The organism is Brevundimonas bacteroides DSM 4726, from assembly GCF_000701445.1.
In the GTDB taxonomy this organism is placed as follows: Bacteria; Pseudomonadota; Alphaproteobacteria; order Caulobacterales; family Caulobacteraceae; genus Brevundimonas; species Brevundimonas bacteroides.
On the sequence record NZ_JNIX01000001.1, the window covers coordinates 57,732 to 82,690 of the forward strand.

The 24,959-nt window shown below is 67.7% G+C and carries 17 protein-coding genes; 11 read left to right on the plus strand and 6 right to left on the minus strand.

Annotated elements, in window-relative coordinates; genetic code table 11:
• Positions 1 to 5 precede the first annotated feature (5 nt).
• The 8 genes from ilvG (at position 6) to Q333_RS0100260 (ending at position 8,743) form a co-directional block, all read left to right on the plus strand.
• Complete coding sequence (gene ilvG, locus Q333_RS0100225) at positions 6 to 1,727, plus strand: acetolactate synthase 2 catalytic subunit (RefSeq protein WP_211249666.1); 1,722 nt, start codon at positions 6 to 8, stop codon at positions 1,725 to 1,727.
• On the plus strand, positions 1,727 to 1,993 hold the full coding sequence (locus Q333_RS0100230; protein WP_029414732.1) for an ACT domain-containing protein: 267 nt from the start codon (positions 1,727 to 1,729) through the stop codon (positions 1,991 to 1,993). Before ilvG ends, Q333_RS0100230 begins: the two co-directional genes overlap by 1 nt.
• The gene (locus tag Q333_RS0100235) at positions 1,990 to 3,207 is read left to right on the plus strand and encodes a 2-isopropylmalate synthase (RefSeq protein WP_035293417.1); all 1,218 of its coding nucleotides are present in this window, start codon (positions 1,990 to 1,992) and stop codon (positions 3,205 to 3,207) included. The genes Q333_RS0100230 and Q333_RS0100235 overlap by 4 nt, the downstream gene beginning before the upstream one ends.
• Positions 3,194 to 4,609: a 3-isopropylmalate dehydratase large subunit gene (gene leuC, locus Q333_RS0100240; protein ID WP_029414734.1), complete on the plus strand. Its 1,416-nt coding sequence runs from the start codon at positions 3,194 to 3,196 to the stop codon at positions 4,607 to 4,609. Before Q333_RS0100235 ends, leuC begins: the two co-directional genes overlap by 14 nt.
• Positions 4,602 to 5,192 carry a 3-isopropylmalate dehydratase small subunit gene (leuD, locus tag Q333_RS0100245; protein ID WP_029414735.1) on the plus strand — a complete coding sequence of 197 codons (591 nt, stop codon included), beginning with the start codon at positions 4,602 to 4,604 and terminating at the stop codon, positions 5,190 to 5,192. Before leuC ends, leuD begins: the two co-directional genes overlap by 8 nt.
• Complete coding sequence (gene leuB, locus Q333_RS0100250; protein WP_029414736.1) at positions 5,192 to 6,292, plus strand: 3-isopropylmalate dehydrogenase; 1,101 nt, start codon at positions 5,192 to 5,194, stop codon at positions 6,290 to 6,292. The genes leuD and leuB overlap by 1 nt, the downstream gene beginning before the upstream one ends.
• 202 nt (positions 6,293 to 6,494) lie before the next feature.
• A complete protein-coding gene (locus Q333_RS0100255; RefSeq protein WP_029414737.1) occupies positions 6,495 to 7,970 on the plus strand; it encodes an ammonium transporter in 1,476 nt (491 codons plus the stop codon).
• An 86-nt stretch (positions 7,971 to 8,056) separates the two neighbouring features.
• Complete coding sequence (locus Q333_RS0100260) at positions 8,057 to 8,743, plus strand: TorF family putative porin (protein ID WP_029414738.1); 687 nt, start codon at positions 8,057 to 8,059, stop codon at positions 8,741 to 8,743.
• A gap of 152 nt (positions 8,744 to 8,895) precedes the next feature.
• Here Q333_RS0100260 and Q333_RS0100265 read toward each other — a convergent pair whose 3' ends face one another.
• The 4 genes from Q333_RS0100265 to Q333_RS0100280 form a co-directional block, all read right to left on the minus strand.
• The gene (locus Q333_RS0100265) at positions 8,896 to 11,220 is read right to left on the minus strand and encodes a glucan 1,4-alpha-glucosidase (protein ID WP_407059704.1); all 2,325 of its coding nucleotides are present in this window, start codon (positions 11,218 to 11,220) and stop codon (positions 8,896 to 8,898) included.
• Positions 11,221 to 11,308: 88 nt separating this feature from the next.
• Positions 11,309 to 12,232, minus strand: coding sequence for an alpha/beta hydrolase (locus tag Q333_RS0100270; protein WP_029414740.1), 924 nt, complete (start codon positions 12,230 to 12,232; stop codon positions 11,309 to 11,311).
• Positions 12,229 to 13,719, minus strand: coding sequence for an MFS transporter (locus Q333_RS0100275; RefSeq protein ID WP_051651012.1), 1,491 nt, complete (start codon positions 13,717 to 13,719; stop codon positions 12,229 to 12,231). Before Q333_RS0100275 ends, Q333_RS0100270 begins: the two co-directional genes overlap by 4 nt.
• Before the next feature lie 59 nt (positions 13,720 to 13,778).
• Positions 13,779 to 15,833: a glycoside hydrolase family 97 protein gene (locus Q333_RS0100280; RefSeq protein ID WP_029414742.1), complete on the minus strand. Its 2,055-nt coding sequence runs from the start codon at positions 15,831 to 15,833 to the stop codon at positions 13,779 to 13,781.
• Between the two features lie 109 nt (positions 15,834 to 15,942).
• Here Q333_RS0100280 and Q333_RS0100285 point away from each other — a divergent pair, with 109 nt between their 5' ends.
• The gene (locus Q333_RS0100285; RefSeq protein WP_029414743.1) at positions 15,943 to 16,956 is read left to right on the plus strand and encodes a LacI family DNA-binding transcriptional regulator; all 1,014 of its coding nucleotides are present in this window, start codon (positions 15,943 to 15,945) and stop codon (positions 16,954 to 16,956) included.
• 6 nt (positions 16,957 to 16,962) lie between these two features.
• Here Q333_RS0100285 and Q333_RS0100290 read toward each other — a convergent pair whose 3' ends face one another.
• Both Q333_RS0100290 and Q333_RS0100295 read right to left on the minus strand, forming a co-directional pair.
• Positions 16,963 to 18,567: an alpha-amylase family glycosyl hydrolase gene (locus Q333_RS0100290; RefSeq protein WP_035293420.1), complete on the minus strand. Its 1,605-nt coding sequence runs from the start codon at positions 18,565 to 18,567 to the stop codon at positions 16,963 to 16,965.
• Positions 18,568 to 18,619: 52 nt separating this feature from the next.
• Complete coding sequence (locus Q333_RS0100295) at positions 18,620 to 20,389, minus strand: alpha-amylase family glycosyl hydrolase (protein ID WP_029414745.1); 1,770 nt, start codon at positions 20,387 to 20,389, stop codon at positions 18,620 to 18,622.
• A gap of 287 nt (positions 20,390 to 20,676) precedes the next feature.
• On the opposite strand from Q333_RS0100295, the gene Q333_RS0100300 reads away from it, so the two are divergent.
• A complete protein-coding gene (locus Q333_RS0100300; RefSeq protein WP_029414746.1) occupies positions 20,677 to 23,460 on the plus strand; it encodes a TonB-dependent receptor in 2,784 nt (927 codons plus the stop codon).
• 182 nt (positions 23,461 to 23,642) lie between these two features.
• Positions 23,643 to 24,938, plus strand: a complete 1,296-nt coding sequence (gene gluP, locus Q333_RS0100305) for a glucose/galactose MFS transporter (protein WP_035293422.1) — start codon at positions 23,643 to 23,645, stop codon at positions 24,936 to 24,938.
• The last annotated feature ends 21 nt before the right edge of the window (positions 24,939 to 24,959 follow it).

Genomic DNA, 24,959 nt, shown 5'->3' on the forward strand with positions numbered 1-24,959 from the left:
CCGTCATGACCGCCGCCGCCGCCTTCAAGGAAACGCCAGCCGCCGCGCCCCAGTCGGGCGCGCGGCTGCTCGTCCGCACCCTGGAGCGGCTGGGGGTCGAGGTGGTGTTCGGCTATCCGGGCGGGGCCATCATGCCGGTCTACGATGCCCTGACCGGCTCGGGCCTGAAGCACATACTGGTCCGGCATGAGCAGGGCGCGGCCTTCGCCGCCGACGCCTGGGCGCGTTCGACGGGCAAGGTCGGGGTCTGCATGGCCACGTCCGGGCCGGGCGCGACCAATCTGATCACCGGCATCGCCAACGCCATGATGGACTCGGTGCCGATGGTCTGCATCACCGGCAATGTCGCGACGCACCTGATGGGCACCGACGCCTTCCAGGAGATCGACATCCTGGGCGTCACCCTGCCGATCGTGAAGCACAGCTGGGTCGTCCGCGACCCCGCCGACATCCCCGCCGTCATCGAGGAGGCCTTCCACGTCGCCCACTCGGGCCGGCCTGGTCCCGTGCTGGTCGACCTGCCAAAGGACGTCCAGGTCGGTATGGCGACCGACGACTACGGCTTCCATTATCCGAACGAGGCCGAGCCTCTGGATCACGCGGCGATCGCCGAGGCCGAGCAGCTGATCCGCGCGGCCGAACGCCCGCTGATCTACGTCGGCGGCGGGGTGAAGATCGCGGGCGCCACCCAGGCTCTGCGCGACTTCGCCGAGCGGACCGGTATCCCGGCGGTCTCGACGCTGAACGCCCTGGGATCGATCCCGACCGATGCGCCGGGGTTCCTCGGCATGCTGGGGATGCATGGGACGCGTGCGGCCAATGAGGCGGTGCAGGACGCGGACCTGCTGATTGTCTTTGGCGCCCGCTTCGACGACCGGGCGACGGGCAAGCTGAACGCTTTCGCGCCCCAGGCCCGTGTCATCCATTTCGACATCGACCCGGCCGAGATCGGCAAGCTGAGGGCCGCCCATGTGCCGGTCGTCGGCGACCTGAAGGCCGGGATCGAGGCCCTGACCACGCGGGTCGCCAAGGCCCCGCTGGCGATCGATCCCTGGATCATCCGCTCGGCGTCGGCCGCGCGCCGTCACGCCTTCCGCTACGACGCCCCGGGAGAGGGGGTCTATGCGCCGGCCCTGCTGAACGAACTGTCCAGGGCCGCCGGCGACCGCTTCATCGCCGCCTGTGACGTCGGCCAGCACCAGATGTGGGTGGCCCAGCACTGCGCCTTCTCGCGGCCCGAAGCGCATCTTACGTCGGGTGGCCTGGGGGCCATGGGCTACGGCCTGCCTGCCGGTCTGGGCGCCAAGATGGCCAACCCCGACGCCCACGTCGTCACGGTGTCCGGCGACGGCAGCTTCATGATGAACATCCAGGAGCTGGCGACGCTGCGCCGCTACGGCGTGGCCCTGAAGATCGTGCTGCTGGACAACTCGAGCCTGGGCCTGGTGCGCCAGTGGCAGGAGCTGTTCTTCGAGGAGAACTATTCCGAGGTCGATCTGTCGGACAATCCCGACTTCGTCGCCGTGGCCCAGGCCTTCGGCGTCGAGGCCTTCCGAATTAGCCGGCGCGAGGAGGTCTCCGCCGGGATCCAGCGCCTGCTGAATGCGCCCGGGCCCTGCCTCGCGCACGTCCTGATCGACCCGAAAGAGAACGTCTGGCCGCTGGTGCCGCCGGGCAAGTCCAACGCCGAAATGATGCATGACACCCGCTTCGAGGGGGACATCTGATGACAGACACCATCCACATCACCATCGACCGCGCCGACGGTTCGCTCCAGCGCCTGATCGGCCTCGTCGAGCGCCGCGGCTTTCACATCGACGGCATGAGCCTGTCGGACGAAGGGGCCATGCGCCGCGTGTCCATGCAGGTGCGCGGCCGCGACGCCGGGCGCTGCGCCGACAACCTGGGCCGGCAGATCGACAAGCTGCACGGGGCGACCCGCGTCGGCTTCGCCGCCGCGACCTACGGCTTCCAGACCGGGGCGGCGGCATGACCGAAGATCGAGTACCGAACGACCCGAACCGCGTCGCCGTCTTCGACACGACCATGCGGGACGGCGAACAGGCGCCGGGCTTCTCCATGTCGCCCGCCGACAAGGTGCGCATGGCGCGGGCGCTGAAGGCGCTGGGCGTCGACGTCATCGAGGCCGGTTTCGCGGCGGCATCTCCGGGCGACGAGGACTGCATCCGCGCCGTCGTCGGCGAGGTGGCCGAAGACGACCAAGGCCCCGTCTTCTGCTCCCTGTCGCGCTCCACCGAGGCCGACATCGACGCGGCCTGGCGGGCGCTGAAGGGCACGTCGCGACGCCGCATCCACATCTTCCTGGGTACCAGCCCCATCCACCGCTCGGCCAAGCTGAGGATGACGACCGATCAGGTCCTTGCCCAGGCCATTGCGTCCGTTCAGTACGCCCGCACCCGCTTCGACGACGTCGAGTTCTCCGCCGAAGATGCCATCCGCACCGAACCGGAGTTCCTGGCCGAGGTGCTGGAGGCGGTGGCCGACGCAGGCGCGACCACGCTGAACGTGCCCGACACGGTCGGCTATTCGACGCCCGACGAGATCCGGGAGCTGTATCGCTTCCTGATCGCCCGTATCCGGCCGCGCCATCCGGACGTGGTCTTCTCGACCCATTGCCACAATGACCTGGGCCTGGCAGTCGCCAACAGCCTGGCCGCCGTCGAGGGTGGGGCGCGGCAGGTGGAGTCGACCATCAACGGGATCGGCGAACGCGCCGGCAACGCCTCGCTGGAAGAGGTGGTGATGGCGCTGCGCGTCCGGGCCGAACGGTTCGGCGTCACCACGGGGATCGACAGCACCAAGCTGGTCGCGACCAGCCGCCTGCTGAGCGAGATCACCCACTCGCCGGTGGTGCGCAACAAGGCCATCGTCGGCATCAACGCCTTCGCTCACGAGGCCGGCATCCACCAGCACGGCATGTTCGCCGACGCCCGCACGTACGAGATCATGCGGCCTCAGGACGTGGGCTTCGAAGGCAGCTTCTTCGTGCTCGGCAAGCACTCCGGCCGCCATGCCGTGGCCAAGCGGGCCGAGGTCCTGGGTCATCCCCTGACCGGCCAGCACCTGACCGACGCCTTCGCCGCCTTCAAGGAACGCGCGGATCAGATCGGGGAGATCGACGACGCCGAGCTGACGGCCATCTGCGTGGCGACCCAGCCGAGGGAGCGCGAACATGTCGCCGCCTAGAACCCTCTTCGACAAGGTCTGGGACCGGCACGTCGTGGTCCCCGAGACCGCCGACACGCCCGGCGTGCTCTACATCGACCTGCATCTGGTCCACGAGGTCACCAGCCCCCAGGCCTTCACCGAGATCGAGGCGCGGGGCCTGAAGGTGCGGCGTCCAGATCGGACCTTTGCCACGCTGGACCATTCCACGCCAACGCTCCCCGCCGGGCTGAACGGCCTAAAGCCCTATGTCACCCCGGAGGCCGAGGCCCAGGTCCATGCGCTGGAGGCCAACTGTGCGCTGCACGGCGTGAGCCTGGCGGGGTGGGACAGCGCCGACCGAGGCGTGGTCCATGTCATGGGGCCGGAGCTGGGCCTGACCCAGCCGGGCATGACCGTCGTCTGCGGCGACAGCCATACGGCGACGCACGGCGCCTTCGGGACGCTGGCCTTCGGCATCGGTACGTCGGAGGTGGCCCATGTGCTGGCGACCCAGTGCCTGATCCAGCGCAGATCGAAAGCCATGCGGGTGACGGTGGACGGCGTCCTGTCGCCCGGCGTGTCCGGCAAGGACGTGGCGCTCGCCGTCATCGCCGAGCTGGGCTTCGGCGGCGGGACCGGCTTCGTCATCGAATACGCAGGCGAGGCGGTGCGGTCGCTCGACATGGAAGGGCGCATGACCCTCTGCAACATGTCGATCGAGGCGGGCGCGCGCGCCGGCATGATCGCGCCGGATGAGAAGACCGTCGCGTGGCTAAAGGGCCGTCGGCATGTCCCGCGGGGTGAGGCGTTCGAACGCGCGGCGGCCGACTGGCTGACGCTGGCGAGCGATCCGGGGGCGGTGTTCGACGCCGAGGTGGTCATCGATGGCGCGACCATCCGGCCGATGGCGACCTTCGGCACGACGCCGGACGCGGGCGCGCCCATCGGCGCACCAGTGCCTCAGCCGGCGTCGGACAGCGAACGCAAGGCCCTGGCCTACATGGGATTCGAGGCCGGGCGGGCGACAACGGACCAGCCGGTCGACGTGGTCTTCATCGGCTCCTGCACCAACGGTCGCCTGCCCGACCTGCGCGCGGCCGCCGATGTGCTGCGGGGCAGGAAGGTCAAGCCGGGCGTGCGCATGTTGGTCGTGCCGGGCTCCGAGGCCGTGCGGCGCGACGCCGAGGCCGAGGGGCTGCACACCGTCTTCACCCAGGCCGGAGCGGAGTGGCGCATCCCCGGCTGCTCCATGTGCATCGCCATGAACGGCGACTTCGTGGGACCGGGCCAGCTGGCGGTTTCGACCTCGAACCGCAACTTCGAGGGCCGTCAGGGCAAGGGCGCGCGCACCATACTGGCCAGCCCGGCCACGGCGGCGGCGAGCGCGGTCATGGGTGTCCTGACCGATCCCCGCCTGTTCCTGGAGAAGGTCGATGCCTGAACCCTTCCGCGCCCTGACCTCCAAAGTCCTGGTCCTGTCGCAGTCCAACATCGACACCGACCAGATCATCCCGGCCCGCTTTCTGACCACGACCAGCCGCGAGGGTCTGGGCCGCCACGCCTTCCACGACTGGCGGTATGAGGCCGACGGGACGCCCAAGCCCGAGGCGGTGCTGAACCGCATCGATCCGCCCGAGCACCGCATCCTTCTGGCCGGCGACAACTTCGGCTGCGGCTCGTCGCGCGAGCACGCGCCCTGGGCCTTGGTGGACTACGGCTTCCGCGCGGTGATCTCGACCTCGATCGCCGACATCTTCTCCTCCAACGCCTTGAAGAACGGCTTCCTGCCCGTCGTCGTGGATCAGGCCGTCTGGGACGATCTGGCCGCCCATCCGGAACAGCCGGTGACGCTCGATCTGGAAACTCAGGAACTGCGGCGAGGCAACCACGCGCCCGTCGCCTTCACCGTCGAACCCTTCGCTCGCCAGTGCCTGCTGGACGGCGTCGACACCCTCGGATGGCTGCAGAACCACCTGCCCGCCGTCGAAGCCTATGAACGTGCTCGCGCCAAGGAGCCTGCCTGATGCCCCCCGCCCAGACTTACAACATCGTCCTGCTGCCCGGTGACGGCGTCGGCCCCGAAGTGACGGCGGCGGCCAAGGCCGTGCTCGGCGTCATCGGCGACTTCTACGGCCACCGGTTCGAGTTCGCCGAGCACCTGATCGGCGGCGCCGCCATCGACGCCACCGGCGATCCCCTGCCGTCCGAGACGACCGCCGCCTGTCTGGCGGCCGACGGCGTGCTTCTGGGCGCGGTGGGCGGGCCGCAGTGGGACGGCGGCAAGCGACGGCCGGAGGAGGGTCTGCTGGGCATCCGCAAGGCCATGGGCTTGTTCGCCAACCTGCGGCCCTTGCAGGTTTCGCCGGTCCTGGCGCACCGCTCGCCGCTGAAGAAGGAGATCGTCGAGGGCGTCGATCTGATCGTGTTTCGCGAGCTGACCGGCGGCGTCTATTTCGGCGAGAAGACCCGCACCGACGATATGGCGTCCGACCTGTGCATCTACACGGTGCCGGAGATCGAGCGGGTGACGCGCGCTGCCTTCAAGACCGCGATCCAGCGGCGCGGCAAGGTCACCTCGGTCGACAAGGCCAACGTCATGGAAACCAGCCGCCTGTGGCGCGAGGTCGTGACCCGCATCCACGCCGAGGAGTTTCCCCAGGTCACGCTGGAGCACGCCCTGGTAGACTCCATGGCCATGCACCTGATCCGCAAGCCTCGCGAGTACGACGTCATTCTGACCGAGAACATGTTTGGCGATATCCTGTCCGATGAGATCAGCGTGCTGGGCGGCTCGATCGGCCTGCTGCCATCGGCGTCGCTCGGCGAATCGGGACCGGGCCTGTTCGAGCCCATCCACGGCTCGGCGCCGGACATTGCCGGTCAGGACCTAGCCAATCCGGTCGGGACCATCCTGTCGGCGGCCATGATGCTGCGCCACAGCCTGGACCTCGAGGACGAAGCGTCTTCCATCGAGGCGGCGGTCGCGGCCGTGCTCGCGGCGGGCGCGGTCACGGCCGACCTGGGCGGCGAACTCGGCACGCGGGCGGCGGCCGGAGCGGTCATCGACGCCATCAAGGCGATCCACTGGGCGGCGTCCCACCGGGTGCAGATGCATTGGGGATGATCCGGGGTTAACCTTTTCGTCGCTCAGCCGTCACACAGTGCTATTGTGCGCTGCAGCGCAGGTTGGAAGCAATAATCTATTCGTCAGGCGTGGATATGTGCTAACAAGAACACGAAAGTTGCACAAAAACGCCATAAGCCCCTTGCGCGGCCCTCCATTGCGGTAAACAGTTCGCAACTGCGAGATCGAAGAGGGGATGCTCATGTCGCAGTTGCTCAACCGACTTCCGGGGGCGATCGCCCTCTGTCTGCTCACCGCAGCTCTATTCTATGCGGGGGGCGCCTTCGCCGCGCCCGCCGAACCCGTGGCAGTCGCGGCGACCGCCGTCACCGAAACGGCCGAGGCCGCAGCCACCGAAGCCGCCGCCGCTGTCGAGGCGGTGGCCGCGCCCGAAGAAGAGGCCGCTCCCGCCCCCGCCCTCCTGGCCCACCAGGCCGTGGCCGAGGTGGATGCAGCCGCCAGCTCCTGGATCCTGACGTCGACCGCCCTGGTCCTGCTGATGACCCTGCCGGGCCTGGCCCTGTTCTACGGCGGCATGGTGCGGAGGAAGAACGTCATCGCTACCATCACCCAGTCACTGGGCGTGGCCGCCGTGGTCAGCCTGGCCTGGTTCGCGGCGGGCTATTCTCTGGCGTTCGGCGTCGGCCAGCCGATGTTCGGCTTCGACGGCGAGACGGTCCAGTCCTTTATCGGCAGCCTCGACGCCGCCTTTCTGAACGGCGTGACCATGGAGACGGCCTACTCAGCCGCGCCGGGCCTGCCGGAATATCTCTGGATCGCCTTCCAGCTGACCTTCGCCATCATCACGCCCGCGCTGGTCACCGGCGCATTCGCCGAGCGGATCAAGTATTCCGCGCTGCTGCTGTTCACCGGCCTGTGGACCCTGCTGGTCTACGCTCCGATCTGTCACTGGGTCTGGGGCGGTGGCTTCCTGGGCTCGGCGGGTGTGCTCGACTTCGCCGGAGGCGCGGTGGTGCACGTTAACTCCGGCGTGGCGGGACTAGTCTGCGCCCTCTTCATGGGGCCGCGCAAAGGCTATGGCGCGGAAGCCATGAACGCCCACAACCCGGTCCTGACAATGATCGGCGCGTCTCTGCTGCTGGTCGGCTGGATCGGCTTCAACGCCGGCTCGGCCTGGGCGGCCGACGCCATCGCGGGCGTTGCCCTGCTCAACACACTTCTGGCCGCCTTCGCCGCCTCACTGACCTGGAAGATCGTCGAGGTCATGGAGAAGAAGAAGCCGTCACTGATCGGTGTGCTCTCGGGGCTGGTCGCCGGTCTGGTGGCCATCACGCCGGCGGCGGGCTTCGTCGATCCGAAGGGCGCGGTCATTATCGGCCTGATCGCCGGTCCGGTCTGCTACGCCTCGGCGGTGTGGCTCAAGAAGCTGCTGCGCTACGACGACAGCCTGGACGCCTTCGGCATCCACGGCGCGGGCGGCCTGCTGGGGGCCATCCTGACTGGCGTCTTCGCCACCACGGCCGTGAACAGCCTGTCTGAAGGAGCCAATATCCCGACCCAGGCCATGGGTCTGGCCTGGACTATCGCTTGGTCCGCCGTCGTGACGTTCATCATCCTGGTGATCTGTAAGTTCACCACAGGTCTGCGCGTCAGTGACGCTCAGGAAGCAGAGGGCCTCGACACCACGCTTCACGGCGAGGGCCTCGAGAACAGTTAAGCTTCACGTAACCGCCGGGCGCGATCCTCCCTCGCGCCCGGTGGCTTTTTTTAGTGTCGGGACAAAAGAAACCAGGGGATAGCCAGATGAAACTTCACACGACTTGCGCCGCGCTGGCCGCCGCGCTCCTCACCGCCGTACCGTTCGCCGCGTCGGCGCAAGATGACATCGACATCGCGTTCAACGCCGCGGTCGGCACTGACTACGTCTTCCGTGGCGTGAGCCAGAGCCTCGAGGACCCTGCCGTTTCCGGTGGCGTCGATCTGAGCGTCGGCTCCTTCTACGCCGGGGCGTGGGCCTCCAACGTCGACTTTGGTGACGACACCGACCTCGAGGTCGATCTCTATGGCGGCTTCCGCACCGAGGCGGGGGGGTATGCGCTCGACTTCGGCGTGGTGGGTTACCTCTACGGCAACGCGCCGGGTGGAGCCGACTATGACTACGTCGAGTTCAAGGCCGCTGCCTCGCGCGCCGTGGGGCCGTTCACGGGCGGCGTGGCTCTCTACGTCTCGCCGGATTTCTTCGGCGCCGACGACGAGGCGACCTATTTGGAGCTGAACGGGGCCTATGCCACGACGGTCGGCTGGACGGTCTCGGGTGCTGTCGGTCAGCAGTGGCTGGACGTATCGGACGACTACGTCACCTGGAACCTCGGCGCGGCCTATGCCGTGACCGACAACCTGACGCTGGACCTGCGTTACCACGACACCGACATCGACGGCCTCGCCATCGCCGAGGACCGGTTCGTGGCGACGGTGAAGGCGGCATTCTGAGAGTAAACGTATCTCCCTCCCCTTCATGGGGAGGGATGATCGCGCAGCGATCCGGGTGGGGTCCGAAAAGCGAGTCCGCACCGAACGTCCCTACCGGCGCTCGGCTACGCCTCGCGGTCCCTCCCCATGGAGGGGGAGGGAGAAGCCGTCGACTAACGTCCGTAGCGCTCCGCCACCGGGGCGTAGCGGTCCCAGACCTGGCGGTCGGCCAACGATCTCAGCAGCTTGATGTATTCCGCATGTGTCCAGGCCAGGGGCGTGGCCGAGTTGGTGCCTTGCCCGGGCTCGTAGTCGAACCGCGTGCGGTCGCCGACGCCGTCCCAGACCTGTTCAGGCAGCAGCAGGCCGCCGTTGGCGAAGCTCTCCATACCGGCGACATAGGTGTTCCGGATGCGGGTCAGGTCGGCGAGCGAAGCTGATCCGCCCTGGAGCGCGCGCGCTAGTTCGTAGTGCCCGCGCTCGCCGGTGAAGAAGGGCCAGACCCGCCCGCGCTGGCCCGGCGTCATGCCGCCGACGCCGTAGCTTCCGCCCGTCTCGACGTTCTCGCCGTAGCCGTCGTTGCCGTAGCGGCGGAAGGCCGGGAAGCCGTTCAGGTCATAGCGGACGCGCAGCCGGTCTTCGCGGGTCTGATCGTCGTATTCGGGCAGGGTCGCCAGGATCGACGGCGCGTCGGCGCGGCGTACGCCATAGCGGACGAGTTCCAGGAAGCCGCCGTCGACGATCTGGTCCTCGGGCAGGCCTTGCTGGGCATTGGCCTCGCCAATGGGGGCGCGGTCGTTCGGATCCTCGTTGCGGGTGATGCGCACGAAGTAGTCGCCGTCGCCCAGCGATCCGTTCGTCGTGAACATCCGGCTCTCGATCTTGCCGGCATAGTCGTCGGCGGCGGCGAGGTAGCGCTCGGCGGACGCGCCGTCTCCCGACGCCCGTGCGATTTCGGCGGCGGTCACCAGTCCCGCGACGACCGCGGCGGTGGTGGACGGGGAATAGCCCTCCTGCTCCTCCCAGCGCTCCTGCTGGGTCCAAGGGGGCGTGACCGTCCGGTCGTTCCAGAGGATGCCAAGCGTGCCGCCCGCGACGAGAAAGTCGGCGGCGGGCTTGATCATCCCGCGGTACATGCGCGCCATCTCGGCGTCGGACACCACGCCGTCCTTCCACAGCCGCCAGCCCAGCATGATCGGCATGGCGGTCTGGTCCATCTGGACCGCGACCCATTCGATGGTGCCGTCGACCCAGGTCTTCTGCAGGAACCAGCCCGTCGCACCGGTATTGCCCGGCGTCTCAGCCCGGACCTGGACCTGCGGCAGGTAGCGGAAGGCGGCCAGCGGCGTCTCGGTGTCGCCCAGAGCCAGCATGGCCATGGCCACCTGATAGAAGTCGCGCGGCCAGACGGCCTTGTAGCCGGTGGAGGGGTTGGTGGCGTCGACCGTGTCGCCCCACGGGTTGGACAGCGACGCGATCAGGGCGCCAGCATAGGTGCGGTCCTCCTGCACCTTCAGCATCAGGGCAGAGGCATAGGCCAGCTTGCCGCCGTCGGTGGACTGCTCGGCCAGGCGGGGCAGCTGGTCGAGAGAGGCGATGTAGTCTTCCCAGCCGACGGCGGCGCCTTCGCCGTTGAAGTTGGTCAGCACGGTCTCATATCCGGTCGCCAGGGCACCGTCGGCGGCGCCTTCCGCATCCTCGCGGGTTTCGCCGAAGCCGATGACGAAGTCGCGGGTGAGGCTCTGCCCCGCCATGATCGTGGGCAGGCCGCCGGCCAGCATAATGTTGCCGCCCTGGTTCCCGGTCGAGCGATAGGCGACGTCCAGATCGCCGTCGGCCAGATCGGTCAGGGCGTCCGAGTTCCCGACGAAGCCCGCGCTGGCGGTCTCGAACGGCGCGCGGGGGCGCAGGATCAGATGGGTGTCGCCTTCAAAGGCATGGAGCGCCTCGGGGGTCGCCTCGCCCCGGTCGCCCACTCCGGTGTTGGCGACGTGCGGTTCCAGCAGCAGCCAGGGCGTGACGTCCGACGACAGGGCCCGGACGGTGACGCGCAGCATCAGGGCCTGCCGATCGGGATCGGTGAAGACGCGCTTTTCGATCTCGAAGCGGCCGTCCCGGTCGGTGGTTGTGATGCGATAGGCGGCCGAAAGTGGGCGGCCCTGGGCGTCAGTGTGCAGATATTCGGTCCGGTCGACGGTGTCGGCGCCCTCAACCGCAAGGCCGCTGTCGGTGGCGACCGCGAAGCGCAGCTGCTTGATCTGCGCCTCATGGATCAGGCCGTACATGGTCTCCGTCAGCACGCCGTCGGCGATGGAGAACCACACCTTCGACACCGCCCCGGTCGGCCCGCCGTCGGCGTAGCGGCCGTCAACATAGGCCTCGTACGACGAGCCTGCTCCGGTCTTGGCCGCGTTGACCCAGGTCGGCCGGTCGCCAGGCGCGCCGGGGGCGACGGCCTCGGCGACGACAGCCGAAGCCGCCTCCGAAGACCCCGGCATCCAGTCCGGCACGGAGGCGCAGGCTCCGAGCGCCAGGGCGGCCGATCCGGCCATCAGGATCGAGGTCAGTCTACGCATGGGGTCACTCTCAGGCGGGAAGGAGGAAGGTCAGGGGCACGTCGAGGCGGCTGTTCCAGCTCTTCTCGTTGTGCTCGGCGGTCGGGAAAACGAGCGTCCTGAAGCGATCGGGGGCCCAGCCGGCGTCGCGGATCACCGTGTCGATGCGCGACTGGAAGAAGGCGTAGAACTGGTCCAGCGTCTCGTCGCCCCGGTCCATGTACAGGCGATGCGTCGCCGGATCGGGCAGGCCGGCCCGGATCACGTCGGACCAGGCCTGGACCACGGCCTCGCGCCACGTGTTCAGCGCATCGCCCTCCAGCCGCTCGAGACGAAGCGGCCAGTGGGTCGACAGGCAACCCGCCGCGCCGAACACCTCCGGATGCTTCATCATGGCGTAGAGCGAGATCAGGCCGCCCATGCTGGAGCCCGCGATGACCGTGTCGTCGCGGCCGGGCAGGGTGCGGTATTCGGCGTCGATGCGGGGCTTCAGCTCCTCGACCAGGAAGCGCAGGTATTGATCGGACAGGGGCGGGCCGCCGTACATCGGCATCAGGCTGTCGCGCACCTCGCCGGGCAGGGCCGCGATCAGATCGGCGGGCACATATTCGCGCAGGCGAAGCGGCGTGTTCCAGACGCCGACGACGATGGGGGCGCGCACCTGGCCAGTCTCGATCAGGCGCACCAGATGCTCGTCCACGCCCCATTCGCCGAAGCTGGCGCGGGCCGGATCGAACAGGTTCTGGCCGTCGTGCATGTAGAGGACGGGGTGGCGCGCATCGCCCGCGTCGTATCCGGGGGGCAGCCAGACGGTGACGTTCCTCGGCCCCAGATGGGCGGAGGCGACGGCCTCGTATTCGACCAGTCGCCCACCGGCGATCGCGCCCGTCTGGGCGAGCGTCGACCCGGTGAAGGGCAGGGCGGCGAGGGTCGTCAGCAGGGCGCGCCGGTTCACGCCTTCACCTCGCGGACGCGCAGGCTCATGGCCGCGGCGATGAAGAAGCTCACGCCGCCGACCACCAGCGCCCAGATCGCCTGGGACTGGAACAGGGCGTTCAGCATCAGGCCCAGCAGGGTCGCGGCGACCAGCTGGGGCACCACGATGAAGATGTTGAACACCCCCATGTACACTCCCATCTTCCGGCCCGGCACGGCGCTGGACAGGATGGCGTACGGCATCGACACGATCGAGGCCCAGGCAATGCCGACGCCGACCATTGGCAGCCACAGCATCTGCGGATCACGGATCAGGAAGATGCCGATCAGGCCAATCCCGCCCATGGCCAAGGCCACCGCATGGGCCCCCCGCTTGCCGATCCGGCGGGCCAGCACCGGCAGGCCGAAGGCCACCAGGGCCGCGACGCCGTTGTAGACGCCGAACAGCACGCCGACCCAGTCCGCGCCCTCATTATAGGCCGCCGAGGTGGTGTCGCTTGACCCGAAGTGGACCGCCGTGACGGCGGCCGTGGTGTAGATCCACATGGCGAACAGGGCGAACCAGCTGAAAAACTGGACCACCGCCAGGCCGCGCATGGTCTCGGGCATGCCGAACATGTCGTCGAGCACCTCGGTCAGGCCGTTGGATTTCGCGGCGCGGCGCATGGCGGCGACGACCAGCTGCAACGCGCCGAACCCGGCGACGAAGCCGGCCAGCACATACAGCTCCTTGCCGACGGACTTTCTCCAGTCCTCGATGTCGGCGGGCAGGGCGGCGGCCTGGTCGCGCACGAACCAGACGGCGAGGAAGGCCAGCGCTCCGGCGATCAGCCACAGCATGCCGCCCGACAGATAGCGCGAGGCGGGACGCATGGCCTCGTGCGCCAGCGGCTCGGGGCGGGCGCCCTCGAATGCGTCGATCTGTTCGGGGCTGTATTCCTTCGTCGAGAAGACGGTCCACAAAACAGCCGTCAGCATGAAGGCGGCGCCGACGTAGAAGCTGATCCGCACGCTGTCCGGCACGATGCCTTCGGGCGCGGTGTTGGCGACGCCGATCTGCGTCAACATCCATGGCAGGCAGGAGGCGAAGACCGCGCCCGTGCCGATGAAGAAGCTCTGCATCGCATAGCCGGTGGCGCGCTGTTCCTCGGGCAGGTTGTCGCCGACGAAGGCGCGGAACGGCTCCATCGTGACGTTGATCGCCGCGTCCATGATCCACAGCGTCGCCGCCGCCATCCAGAGCACCGGGACGTTGGGCATGAAGATCAGGGCGATGGTCGTGGCGACCGCGCCGAACAGGAAATAGGGGCGGCGACGGCCGAGCGGCCCCCAGGTCTTGTCGCTGAAATGGCCGATGATCGGCTGGACGATCAGGCCGGTCAGGGGCGCGGCGATCCACAGGATGGCCAGGCTGTCGACCTCCGCGCCCAGGGTCTGGAAAATGCGGCTGGTGTTGGCGTTCTGCAGGCCGAAGCCGATCTGGATGCCGAAGAAGCCGACGCACATGTTCCAGATGGCCAGCCGCGTCAGACGCGGGCGGGCGGAGGGTAAGGTGGCGGAAAGGGTCACCGACGGGCCCTCCCCAGCGGCACGAACCGGATGGCCTGGCCGCCGCCGGGCGCGAGCGCCAGCGTCAGGGTCTCGGCCGAGGTGACCTCGCGCTGCTCGATGACGATGTCGGTGCGGCTGCGGCCGTTCCCGTCTCGCCAGTCGGCGTCGGGCCCATCGCGATAGATCTCGGCGCGGTAGCGGACGCCGGGTTCGAGGAAGCTCAGGTCCGCCGACAGGACGCGGGGATGCTCGTCGGTGATGGAGCCGAGGAACCACTCCCGCCCCTCCCGCTCGCGCCGCGCGATGGTGACGTAGTCGCCGATCTCGCCGTTCAGGACGCGTGTCTCGTCCCAGTCCACCGCGACGTCCTTGATGAACTGGAACGGCGCCGGATTGGCCTCGTAGTTATCCAGCAGATCGGCCGCCATCTGCAGCGGGCTGTAGATGGTGACATAGAGCGCCAGCTGCTTGGCCCAGGTGGTGGCGATGCCGTCGGGGCTGCGCGTCACCATGCCGAAGATGCCCGGCGTATAGTCCATCGGCCCGGCCAGCAGGCGGGTGAAGATCAGGTTGACCTCGTGCTCGGGCGGATTGCCGGGCTGGCCCCAGGCGCTGAACTCCATGCCGCGCGCGCCTTCGCGTGTGACCCAGTTGGGATAGGTGCGGCGAAGGCCAGTGTCCTTGATCGGCTCGTGAGGATTGACGGCGATGCGGCGCTCGGCCGCCTCGGTCACGACGGCCATGTGGTGGCGCGCCATTGCCTGGCTCTCATGCCAGGCGAAGGTCGGCTGGCCGTCCGGCCCGGTGACCCGCGCCCCGCCGGCGTCGGCGACATAGCCCGTCTTCACCGCCCCGATGCCGAGCCGTTCATAGAGGTCGAAGCCGGCCTCCATCTGCTGCTCGTAGTGGTAGGCGTTCCCCCCGGTCTCGTGGTGACCGATGATCTGGACGCCGCGCTCGCTGGCGTAGGCCGACAGGGCCTCGATGTCGAAGTCGGGGTAGCTCTCGGTGAAGGAGTAGTCCCAGCCGTTGCCGAACCAGTTGCCGTCCCAGCCGACGTTCCAGCCCTCGACCAGCACGCCGCCGAAGCCATGCTCGGCGGCGAAGTCGATGTGGCGGCGCACGTTCTCGTTGGTCGCGCCGTGACGCGGGCCGCTGGCCCAAGTCTTGGTGTCCAGGTGCATTTCCCACCAGACGCCGACGTACTTCATCGGCCGGACCCAGCTGACGTCGCCCAGCGCATTGGGCTCGTTCAGGTTCAGGATCAGGCTGGATTCAACCAGGCCGCCGGCCGTGTCGGTGATCTGCAGCGTCCGCCACGGGGTGGGGAAGGGGGCCTCGCGCTCGACCGCCGCGTTGGTGAAGCCGGGCGTCAGGTCCGCGACGAAGCGGCGACCCTCGGACCGGCGCAGGTTCATGCCGGAGTAGTTGACCAGGGCCGCCTCATGGATCGAGACGTGCAGGCCAGAGTTCAGGCGCAGGGTCATCGGCGTCTGGGTCGAGCCCGCGCCCTCGATGGGCGTGCGGTGATAGAGGTATTCCTCGCGGTTCCATTCCCAGGCCGGAATCCACCAGGCCTCTCCGTCCTCAGCGATGTTGAACTCGGTCAGCTCCGAGCCGATGCGGACCGTACGCAGGCTGTCCTGCTCGGGGAACTCGTAACGGAAGCCCAGGCCGTCGTCATAGACGCGGAAGACGACGTCGAATGTCCGGCGCAGGTCGGCGCGCTCGGTGAAGGTGACCCGCAGCTCTCGATAATGATTGCGAATGAAGCGCCGCTCGCCCCAGGGCTGCTCCCACGTCTCATCGTAATCGGTGGGGGCCTGCGCCGTCAGCTCCAGCCCGCGCTCCAGCTTGGCCGCGTCGGTCAGGATGAAGCCTAACTTTGAGGGTTCGATCACCGTGCGGCCAAGGCGGCTGACCGCATAGCTCGGTCGGCCATCGCCATCCGTCGTCACGCTGACGACAAGCGCTCCGTTCGGCGAGGAGACCGACGCCACGGGCCTGTCCTGGGCCAGGGCCGGCGTCCAGACCGCCAGGAAGGCGAGGATCATCAACAGACTACGCATGGTCTTCACTCCCTGAGGGCTCCTAAAGCGAAGCTCTTGCCAAGCAGCGCGCCTGATGGGCAGATGCGCTGATGACGTGTTTTGCAGCAAAATTTGCAACGGCGACCCGGTGACCCGGCGCTCGACCCGACTGGAGGACATCGCGGCCCTGGCTGGGGTGTCGATCTCGACCGCGTCGCGGGCGCTCAACGACCATCCGGCCGTCAACGACCGCACCAAGCAGAAGATATGGAAGCTGGCGCGCGAGCATGACTATCCGTTCCGCCGCTACATGCCGGCGGGTCCGATTGGCGCGTCTGGCACCATCGCCCTCGTGACGCCGCGCCCGCAGGGTCGCGAGGGCCGACTGTACGACCCCTTCATGCTGGAACTGCTGGCTGGGGTTGGCGAGGCGGCGCGCGAACGCGACTGCGATCTGGTGATGAGCCACGTCTCGCCCGGCAACATCGACGAGCTGAACGCCGCCATGACCACCAGCCGGGCGGACGGGGTGATCTTCCTGGGGCAGTCCACCCTGCACACGGCGTTCAACCGGATGGCCGAGACCGACGGGCGTTTCGTGGTCTGGGGCGCAGAGCTGCCGGACCAGGCCTATTGCTCGATCGGCTCGGACAACATCAACGGCGGACGCCGGGCGACGGCGCATCTGGCGCGGCTGGGTCGCAAGCGAATCGTCTTTCTCGGCGATCTCGATCCGCCCGAGGCCAACCAGCGCCAACGGGGCTACGCCGAGGCGCTGGAGGCTGCAGGGCTGGGCGTCGACCCGGACCTGATCGTGCCCGCCCACTTCGAGGTGGAGAGCGCGGAAGGCTCGGTGGACTCCATGCTGCGGCGGGGACTGGAGTTCGAAGGCATCGTCTGCGCCTCGGACCTGATCGCGCTTGGGGCCGTGCGGGCACTGCTGCATGCGGGCAAGCGGGTGCCGCAGGATGTGTCGGTCATCGGCTTCGACAACGTGCCCTTCAGCCGCTACGCGCGTCCGGCGCTTTCGACTATTGCGCAAGACGTGATGAAGGCGGGACGCCTGATGGTCTCCCGTCTGCTGGACCACGCGGGGCAGGGCGGGGGGCGTTCGGAGCGCATCCCCACCGACCTGATCGTGCGCGAGACCTGCGGCGGCTGAGGTCATTCAGCGGGGCTCGCTCAGCACCAGTCCCGCCAAGGGCGGCAGCTCGCCCGACCACGGATCGGAACAGTTCACGGCCTGAACCACGCTCCAGCCCGCGGGCGGCCGCCACGCGATCGGACGGTGGCCCAGGTTGAAAGCGCACAACAGGCCCTCACCCCCCTCCTGCCGCGTGAACAGCAGCAGGTCGTCGGGCGAATCGAGCATGGTCATCGACCCGGTCCGCATCGCCGGATGGGCCTTCCTCAGCGCAATGAGCTCACGCGCCAGATGCAGGGTCGCCGAGGGATCCTTCTCCTGCTCGGCCACGGCCAGGGCCCGGTGGCGCGGATCGACCGGCAGCCAGGGCTCGGCCTCCGAGAAGCCCGCGAAGCCGTTGTCGGCCTTCCACGGCATGGGTGTGCGCGCCCCGTCGCGCCCCAGGGTCTCGGGCCAGTTGATGATGGCTTCGGGATCGACCAGCCGCTCGAACGGCACCTTGGCCTGGGGCAGTCCCAGCTCCTCGCCCTGATAGACGAAGACGTTGCCGCGCAGCGTCATGAGCAGCAGAAGCGCCATCTCAGCGAAGGCCTTCTCGTCGCGACCCTCGACCCAGCGTGACAACGCGCGCGGCGCGTCGTGGTTCGAAAAGGTCCAGGACGGCCAGCCCTCGCCCGGACCGCCCGGCCACATGGCGGGTCCACGATCGACCAGATCCGTCGTCAGCCGGTCGGCGTAGAGATACAGAAACCCATAGGCCGAATGCAGCCGGTCCGGCCCTTGGGTGTAGAGCTTCATCTCCTCATTGGCCCGTTCGCCCCCGACTTCGGCGACCAGGAAACGGTCGTCGCCATAGCTGTCGGCGACCTGACGCAGGCGGGTCAGGAAGGCGGGGATGTCGCCGTGCGACTGGTTGAAGAAATGGTGTTGGTAGTCGAACGGCCGCGTCCGCTTGCCGGGCGTCGTGACCGGCGGATTGTCGGTCAGCGCCGGGTCGTGCATCGAGAAGTTCAGGGCGTCGCAGCGGAAGCCGTCCACGCCCCTGTCCAGCCAGAACCGCGCCACCGACAGTAGCGCCTCCTGCACGTCGGGGTTCCTGACGTTGAGCTGCGGCTGCTCCTTCAGGAAGTTGTGCATGTAGTACTGGTGCCGACGCGCGTCCCAAGTCCAGGCCGGGCCTCCGAAAACGGACTGCCAGTTCGACGGCGGCGTGCCGTCCGGCTTGGGGTCGGCCCAGACGTACCAGTCGGCCTTGGGGTTGGTCTGATCCTGACGGCTTTCCTGGAACCAGGCGTGCAGGTCCGAGGTGTGGGAATAGACTTGGTCGATGATGACCTTAAGGCCCAGGCGGTGGGCCTTCTCGACCAACCGGTCGAAGTCCTCCAGCGTGCCGAAGATCGGGTCGATCCCCAGGTAGTCGGCGACGTCGTAGCCGAAGTCCTTCATCGGCGATGTGAAGAAGGGCGACAGCCAGATGCCGTCCACGCCCAGGGACGCGATGTGCTCCAGATGCGCCGTAACGCCGGGCAGGTCGCCGATGCCGTCGCCATTGGTGTCGGCAAAGCTGCGCGGATAGACCTGATAGATCACCGCCCCACGCCACCACTCTTGGCGTGGCTCGGCTGACACGCTGTCCAGGCTGTGCGTTCGGGGGCTCAGGGCTTCAAGCGTCAACGCACACCTACTCGGAACGGCAAAGGATGAAGTCCAGCGCGGGCACCGTGACTCGAACGCTGGCGGGGGCGGTCGCCGCCGAGGGGCAGTCGCCGCGCGAGGAGGACCAGGCGGTCGAGGCGGCGTCCACCTCGATGTTGGCGGAAATCTCGGCAGTCGAGGTGTTGTAGACGATCAGGGTCTCGCCCGGCTCGCCCTCGATGCGGCGGGTGACGGCGAACAGGCCGGGCGCCTCGGCGGCGAACCGCACGGTCTGAAGCCCCCGGCGGAGGCGCGGATCGGCCGCCCGCAGCCGGGCCATCTCCGAGATCGCCTGATAGAGCGGAGCCTGAGTGGAGTAGGGAGGCTGGGCGCCCCCGATGATCCGGTCGTCGGCATAGGTCGCGACCTGGGTCGGGAACAGCGTCTGGCGCGCGCCGCCATATCCGCCGTCACCGGTGAAGCCCTGCTCGTCGCCATAGTAGATCGTGGGCACGCCCCGGCTGAACATCAGGAAGGCATGGGCCAGCATCGTGCGCGCCAGCAGTTCCTCGTCCGAGATGCCGGGCTTGGACGTCAGGATGAAGTTGCCGATCCGGCCCATGTCATGGTTGCCGAGGAAGGTCGGCAGGGCCAACGCAGCCGCCTCGCCGCCCTCGTAGAGCACATCGGTCGAGAACAGCCGGGCCAGGGTGTCGGGCGCGGCGTCCCGCGCCACGATCTCGGTCACGGTCGACTGGAAGCCGAAGTCCAGCACCGTGGGATAGCGGTCGACCCGGGTGTAGCGCGCCAGCTGCGCCGGGTCGGTGTCATAGACCTCGCCAAAGATGTGGAAGTTCGGAATGCCGTTGGCCTGTGCCCGCTCCAGCATGGCCGGCACGAAGGCCTGCCAGAACTCCGGGTTCACATGTTTGGCGGTGTCGATGCGGAAGCCGTCGACCTTGTAGCGGTCGATCCAGTCCCCGAAGATCTCGATCATGCCCTGGATGACGCGAGGATGCTCGGTCATCAGGTCGTCCAGCCCTGCGAAGTCGCCGTCGGTCGAGCTCTCGTTGCGGAAGGTCGTGTCGCCCCGGTTGTGATAGTAGATCGGGTCGTTCAGCCAGGCGGGGACCTTCACTGTCTCCTCGCCTTCGGGAACGTAGGGCGTGTAGGCGTAATCCGGCCGGGTCAGGCGCTCGAAGTTCGTGCCGTCGAAACCGTCGTTGATCACCTCGCCGTCCACGCCGCCGCGTCGGGTAAAGGGGTAGTCCGCCCGGCTGCGATACGCGCAGTCGTTGCCCGGGCACTCGCGATAGCGGATCACGTCGGCCGTGTGGTTGGCGACGATGTCCATATAGACCTTCATGCCGCGCGCATGGGCGGCCTCGACAAGGGCCGCCATGTCGGTGTTCTCGCCGAAGTGAGGGTCGACGCGGGTTAAGTCGGTCGCCCAATAGCCGTGGGCTCCCGAGAACTCCCGTCCCGGCTCGCCCTGGACCGGCTTGTTCTTGAAGATCGGCGCGACCCAGATGGCCGTCGCGCCCAGGCCCTGGATGTAGTCGAGCTGCTGTATCAGCCCGGCCAGATCACCACCCTGATAGAAGCCGGCGTCAGTGGGATCGAAGCCGTGATCCAGCCGTCCACCCGGGATGCCGCCGGTATCGTTCGAGCGATCGCCGTTGGCCAAGCGGTCAGGCAGCAGGAAGTAGATCACCTCGTCCTGGGGCAGGCGTTGCCGATGGTCCTGGGCCGATGCCGTGGCGGCCGCCAGCGCCAGCAGCATCGCCGCGGCTGTCCACCTCGCCCTTTCGCCCATGGCCGCCTCCCTTGCCTCCGGGCCGCGAGCGACGTGGCGCGCGGTCTCTTTGCAAGATTTTGCAGGACGTGGGCGGCGTGTCAATCGGGCAACGCTGGCCACACAATGGCAAGCCTGTGGGCATGTTGCGCCGCAAAAACCCCGCTGCGACCGCGTTCTGGAGAGTTCGCCATTTTTGCGACCGTTGCATTACGGGCTTGCAAGGTTGCGCAGAGTTTGCATAGATTTGCGAAGTGGGACGGGATCGCTTCGGCAGAAACGCGAGACGTCCGCAGGGAGGAATGAGAATGAGCCATCGCACCATCACGCGCGCCCGCCTGCTGTCCGGAGGCGCGGTCGGCGTCCTTGCGGCTCTGGCTTTCGCAGGATCCGTCCAGGCCCAGAGCGCCGACGCTGCGCCCCAGCAGGCCGATGAGGTCGACGAAATCATCGTCACCGGCATCCGCGCCTCGATCCGGAGCTCGATCGCCCAGAAGGCGCGCAACACCTCGATCGTCGAGGTCATCACCGCCGAGGACATCGGCAAGCTGCCGGACGTATCGATCGCCGAATCGCTCGCGCGCCTGCCGGGTCTGACGGTCCAGCGCCTCGATGGCCGGGGCCAGCTGATCTCGATCCGCGGCCTGGGCCCAGATTTCACCACCGCGCTGCTGAACGGCCGCGAACAGGTCACCACTGGCGACAACCGCGGGGTCGAGTTCGACCAGTATCCGTCGGAACTGCTGTCGGGCGTCACCATCTACAAGACGCCGGACGCCCAGCTGATCGGTCAGGGCCTGGCCGGCACGGTCGACCTGCAGACCATCCGCCCGCTCGCCTACGGCCAGCGCGCCCTGGCCGGCAACATCCGCTATGAGCTGAACGACATCGGCGCGCTGAACGCCGGTTCGACCGACGAGGGCGTGCGTTACTCGTTCTCCTACATCGACCAGTTCGCCGACGACACGATCGGCGTGGCCTTCGGATACGCTCAGATCGAGAGCCCGTATCAGTCGGAACGGTTCAACGCCTGGGGCTATCCCAACGCCGCGAACGGCGCCTTCGTGATCGGCGGCACCAAGCCCTACGTCATGTCGTCGGAGCTGGAACGCGACGGTTTTATGGGGACGCTGGAGTTCCGTCCGAACGACCGCTTCCACACCACGATCGACGCGTTCTATTCCGAGTTCCAGAACACCCAGATCCTGCGAGGCATCGAGTTTCCGCTGGCGTGGGGCGGGTCGTCGGGAGCTTGTGGCACGCCGCAGGTGCAGACCCCGACCTGCCGGCCTGGTCCGGTCCTGACCATCAACACGACCGAGGACGGCTTCGTCACCGCCGGCAGCTTCTCCAACGTGAAGGGTGTCCTGCGCAACGACGTGAACACCCGCGACAGTGAGATCACCTCGATCGGCTGGAACACGGTGTTCGATGCGACGGACAACTGGTCGTTTATGGCCGACCTGAGCATGTCGCGGGTCGAGCGGACGGACGTCGTCCTGGAGACCTATGCCGGCACTGGCCGGGATGTGGCGGGCGCTCTGGATACGCTGGGCTTCACCATCAACGACGACGGCGTGCCGACCTTCTCGAGCCGCCTGAACTATGCCGACCCCAACCTGATCCGTCTGACCAGCCCTCAGGGCTGGGGTGGCGATATCATCCCCGGCGGCCAGGACGGCTATCTGAACAATCCGTCCATCGAGGACGAGATCAACGCCGTTCGTCTGGAGGCGCGCCATACCTTCGCTGGCGACGGTCCGTTCACCGATCTACGGTTCGGCGTGAACATCTCCGAGCGCGAGAAGACCTTCGTCAACGACCAGTTCTTCCTCGGCGTTCCCGGCGGCGCCTCGCCGGTCGTGCCGTCGGCCTTCCTGCTCCCGGCGACCCAGCTGACCTATCTCGGGCTCGGCGGTGTGCTCAGCTACGACGCGCTCGGTCTGGTGAACTCGGGTTTCTACAACCGCGTCCGCAACCCGAACGCCGACGTCCTGTCCGGCAACTGGCAGGTGACCGAGAAGGTCAACACCGGCTACGTCCAGCTGAGCATCGACCACATGCTGGGCTCGATGCCGCTGCGCGGCAACATTGGCCTGCAGTATGTCGGCACCGACCAGAGCTCGAACGGCTTCGCTGCCTCGGGCTCGGGCGCCTCGACCCGCTCGACAGCGGTCTCGGGCGGGGTGGAGTACGATGAGTTCCTGCCGGCGACCAACTTCATCCTGGAAGTGTCCGAGGACACCTATCTGCGCTTTGCCGCCGCCCGGACCCTGGCCCGCGCCCGGATGGACGACATGCGCGCCTCGCGGAACTTCGGCTTCGACGTGTCGCGCAACAATGCCTCGGCGCGTCCTGACCAGAACTCGCCCTGGAGCGGGTCTGGCGGCAACCCGGAGCTGCGGCCGACGATCGCGAACGTCTATGACATCTCGTTCGAGCGCTATTTCGCCAACCGCACGGGCTACGTGTCGCTGGCTGGCTTCTACAAGGAGCTGGAGACCTTCGTTTACAACCGGAACCAGATCTTTGACTTCACCGGCTATCCGACCGGCGGTGTCACTCCAGTGATCAACCAGGGCGTGGTTTCGGCCCCGGACAATGGCGAGGGCGGCTACATCTCGGGCGTCGAGTTCGCCCTGTCGACGCCGTTCGAGATCTTCCACCCGGCTCTCGAAGGCTTCGGTGCCCAGTTCTCGGTGTCGCAGACCTCTTCGGAAATCACGCCGGATGGCGTCAACTCGACCCCGCTTCCGGGCCTGTCGGAGACGGTCGCCAACCTGACCGTCTACTATGAGAACAACGGCTGGCAGCTGCGTGCGTCCAACCGCTATCGCTCCGACTTCCTGGGCGAGGTCGCCGGCTTCGGCAATGGCCGCACCCTGCGCTCGGTCGCGGCAGAGAACATCGTCGACGCCCAGATCGGCTATGAGTTCCAGTCGGGCATCCTGGAAGGCGCCAACGTCCTGTTCCAGGTCAACAACCTGACCGACGAGCCGTTCAAGACCTTCCAGAACGGCGACGAGCGCCAGACGATCGACTTCCAGCAGTACGGGCGGACCTTCCTGGTCGGCGTCAGCTACCGCTATTGATGGACGACCTTGGCCGCCTTTCTCCCCGAGAGGCGGCCGCCTCCTCCTGAGGCAACCTGGCCGCGCGGATCGCTCCGCGCGGCCATTTTTCTGTCTGGACGCGACGCGCGAACCGCGCGACCCCTTTGATCCGTAACCGCTTACGGGCCGACGCGGCCCGATCAGACGAAAGGCCGCCCGCCATGACGACCGAAACGCACGCCACACCTCCCAAGGGCACGGGACTCGCCTTCGCCTATGTGACGACGCTGTTCTTCGCCTGGGGCTTCGTAACCTCGCTGATCGGCCCGCTGATCGCCGCCGTGCGCCGTGTGTTCGAGCTCTCCTACGCCGAGGCGACGCTGACCACCTTCGCCTGGTTCATCGCCTACGGCATCGCCTCGATCCCGGCCGCCGCCCTGCTGGCGCGGCTGGGCTACAGCAAGGCCATCATCTTCGCCCTGGTGACCATGGTCGCGGGCTGCCTGATCGTGCCGATCGCCACCATCGTCGACTGGTATCCTGGCGTCCTGATCGCGCTGTTCATCATCGCGTCGGGCGTGACCCTGCTGCAGGTCGGGGCCAATCCGCTGGTCGCGGCGCTCGGTCCGCAGAAGAGCTCCCACGCGCGGCTGAACTTCTCGCAGTTTTTCAACTCGCTGGGCACCACCCTGGGGCCGCTGCTGGCCGCGCCGATCCTGTTGACGGGGGGCGTGTTCGCCGCCGACGCCGTCATCACCGACCCGGCGGTGCGCGCCGAATCTCTGCGCAGCATCGACATCGCCTTCCTGGCCGTGGGCCTGTTCTTCGCGGTCGTCGCCGCCTTCATCTTCACGGCCAGGAAGACCATCAACGCCGCCGCCCCCGTGCCGACCGCCGAGGACCGCATGTCGCCTTTGGTGGCGCTGAAGTCGCCCTGGGCCGTGTTCGGCGCCCTCGCCATCTTCTTCTACGTCGGCTCGGAAGTGACCATCGGCGATCTGATGACCGACTTCCTGCATCGGCCGGAGACGCTGGACATCCCGGTCGCCCAGGCGGGCCAACTCGTGTCCTTCTACTGGGGCGGGGCGATGGTCGGGCGTCTGATCGGCGGCCTGCTGATGCTGACGTCCATTCGGGCGAGCACGATTCTGATCTTCAACACGGCGGTCGCGGCGATCCTGTGCCTGGTCGTCACCCAGACCGGCGGAACCACCGCGGCCTATGCGGCCATCGCCATCGGCTTCTTCAACTCCATCATGTTCCCGACCATCTTCACCCTGACGCTGGAGCGGTCGACCGCACCGGTGCCGGCGACCTCGGGTCTGCTGGTGTTCGGCATCATCGGCGGGGCCATCCTACCGCCCATCGCCGGGTCGATCGCCGACAACTCGGCGACGCTGAACCCGCTCTTCTACGTGCCGATGGTCGGGTATCTGATCCTGGTGGCCTTCGCGGTCGCCGCCTCGCGAGCCAAGACCCATTCCATCGCCGCGGCGGGGTCGCCGGGCGGGCACTGAGCCGCATTAGGTGATTCTGCG

Excerpts from the sequence above, each read along its gene's own strand:
- ilvG (WP_211249666.1), top strand. The coding sequence starts at position 6 with ATGACCGCCGCCGCCGCCTTCAAGGAAACGCCAGCCGCCGCGCCCCAG.
- Q333_RS0100230 (WP_029414732.1), top strand. The coding sequence starts at position 1,727 with ATGACAGACACCATCCACATCACCATCGACCGCGCCGACGGTTCGCTC.
- Q333_RS0100235 (WP_035293417.1), top strand. The coding sequence starts at position 1,990 with ATGACCGAAGATCGAGTACCGAACGACCCGAACCGCGTCGCCGTCTTC.
- leuC (WP_029414734.1), top strand. The coding sequence starts at position 3,194 with ATGTCGCCGCCTAGAACCCTCTTCGACAAGGTCTGGGACCGGCACGTC.
- leuD (WP_029414735.1), top strand. The coding sequence starts at position 4,602 with ATGCCTGAACCCTTCCGCGCCCTGACCTCCAAAGTCCTGGTCCTGTCG.
- leuB (WP_029414736.1), top strand. The coding sequence starts at position 5,192 with ATGCCCCCCGCCCAGACTTACAACATCGTCCTGCTGCCCGGTGACGGC.
- Q333_RS0100255 (WP_029414737.1), top strand. The coding sequence starts at position 6,495 with ATGTCGCAGTTGCTCAACCGACTTCCGGGGGCGATCGCCCTCTGTCTG.
- Q333_RS0100260 (WP_029414738.1), top strand. The coding sequence starts at position 8,057 with ATGAAACTTCACACGACTTGCGCCGCGCTGGCCGCCGCGCTCCTCACC.
- Q333_RS0100265 (WP_407059704.1), bottom strand. The coding sequence starts at position 11,220 with ATGCCGGGGTCTTCGGAGGCGGCTTCGGCTGTCGTCGCCGAGGCCGTC.
- Q333_RS0100275 (WP_051651012.1), bottom strand. The coding sequence starts at position 13,719 with ATGTGCGTCGGCTTCTTCGGCATCCAGATCGGCTTCGGCCTGCAGAAC.
- Q333_RS0100280 (WP_029414742.1), bottom strand. The coding sequence starts at position 15,833 with ATGCGTAGTCTGTTGATGATCCTCGCCTTCCTGGCGGTCTGGACGCCG.
- Q333_RS0100295 (WP_029414745.1), bottom strand. The coding sequence starts at position 20,389 with ATGGGCGAAAGGGCGAGGTGGACAGCCGCGGCGATGCTGCTGGCGCTG.
- Q333_RS0100300 (WP_029414746.1), top strand. The coding sequence starts at position 20,677 with ATGAGCCATCGCACCATCACGCGCGCCCGCCTGCTGTCCGGAGGCGCG.
- gluP (WP_035293422.1), top strand. The coding sequence starts at position 23,643 with ATGACGACCGAAACGCACGCCACACCTCCCAAGGGCACGGGACTCGCC.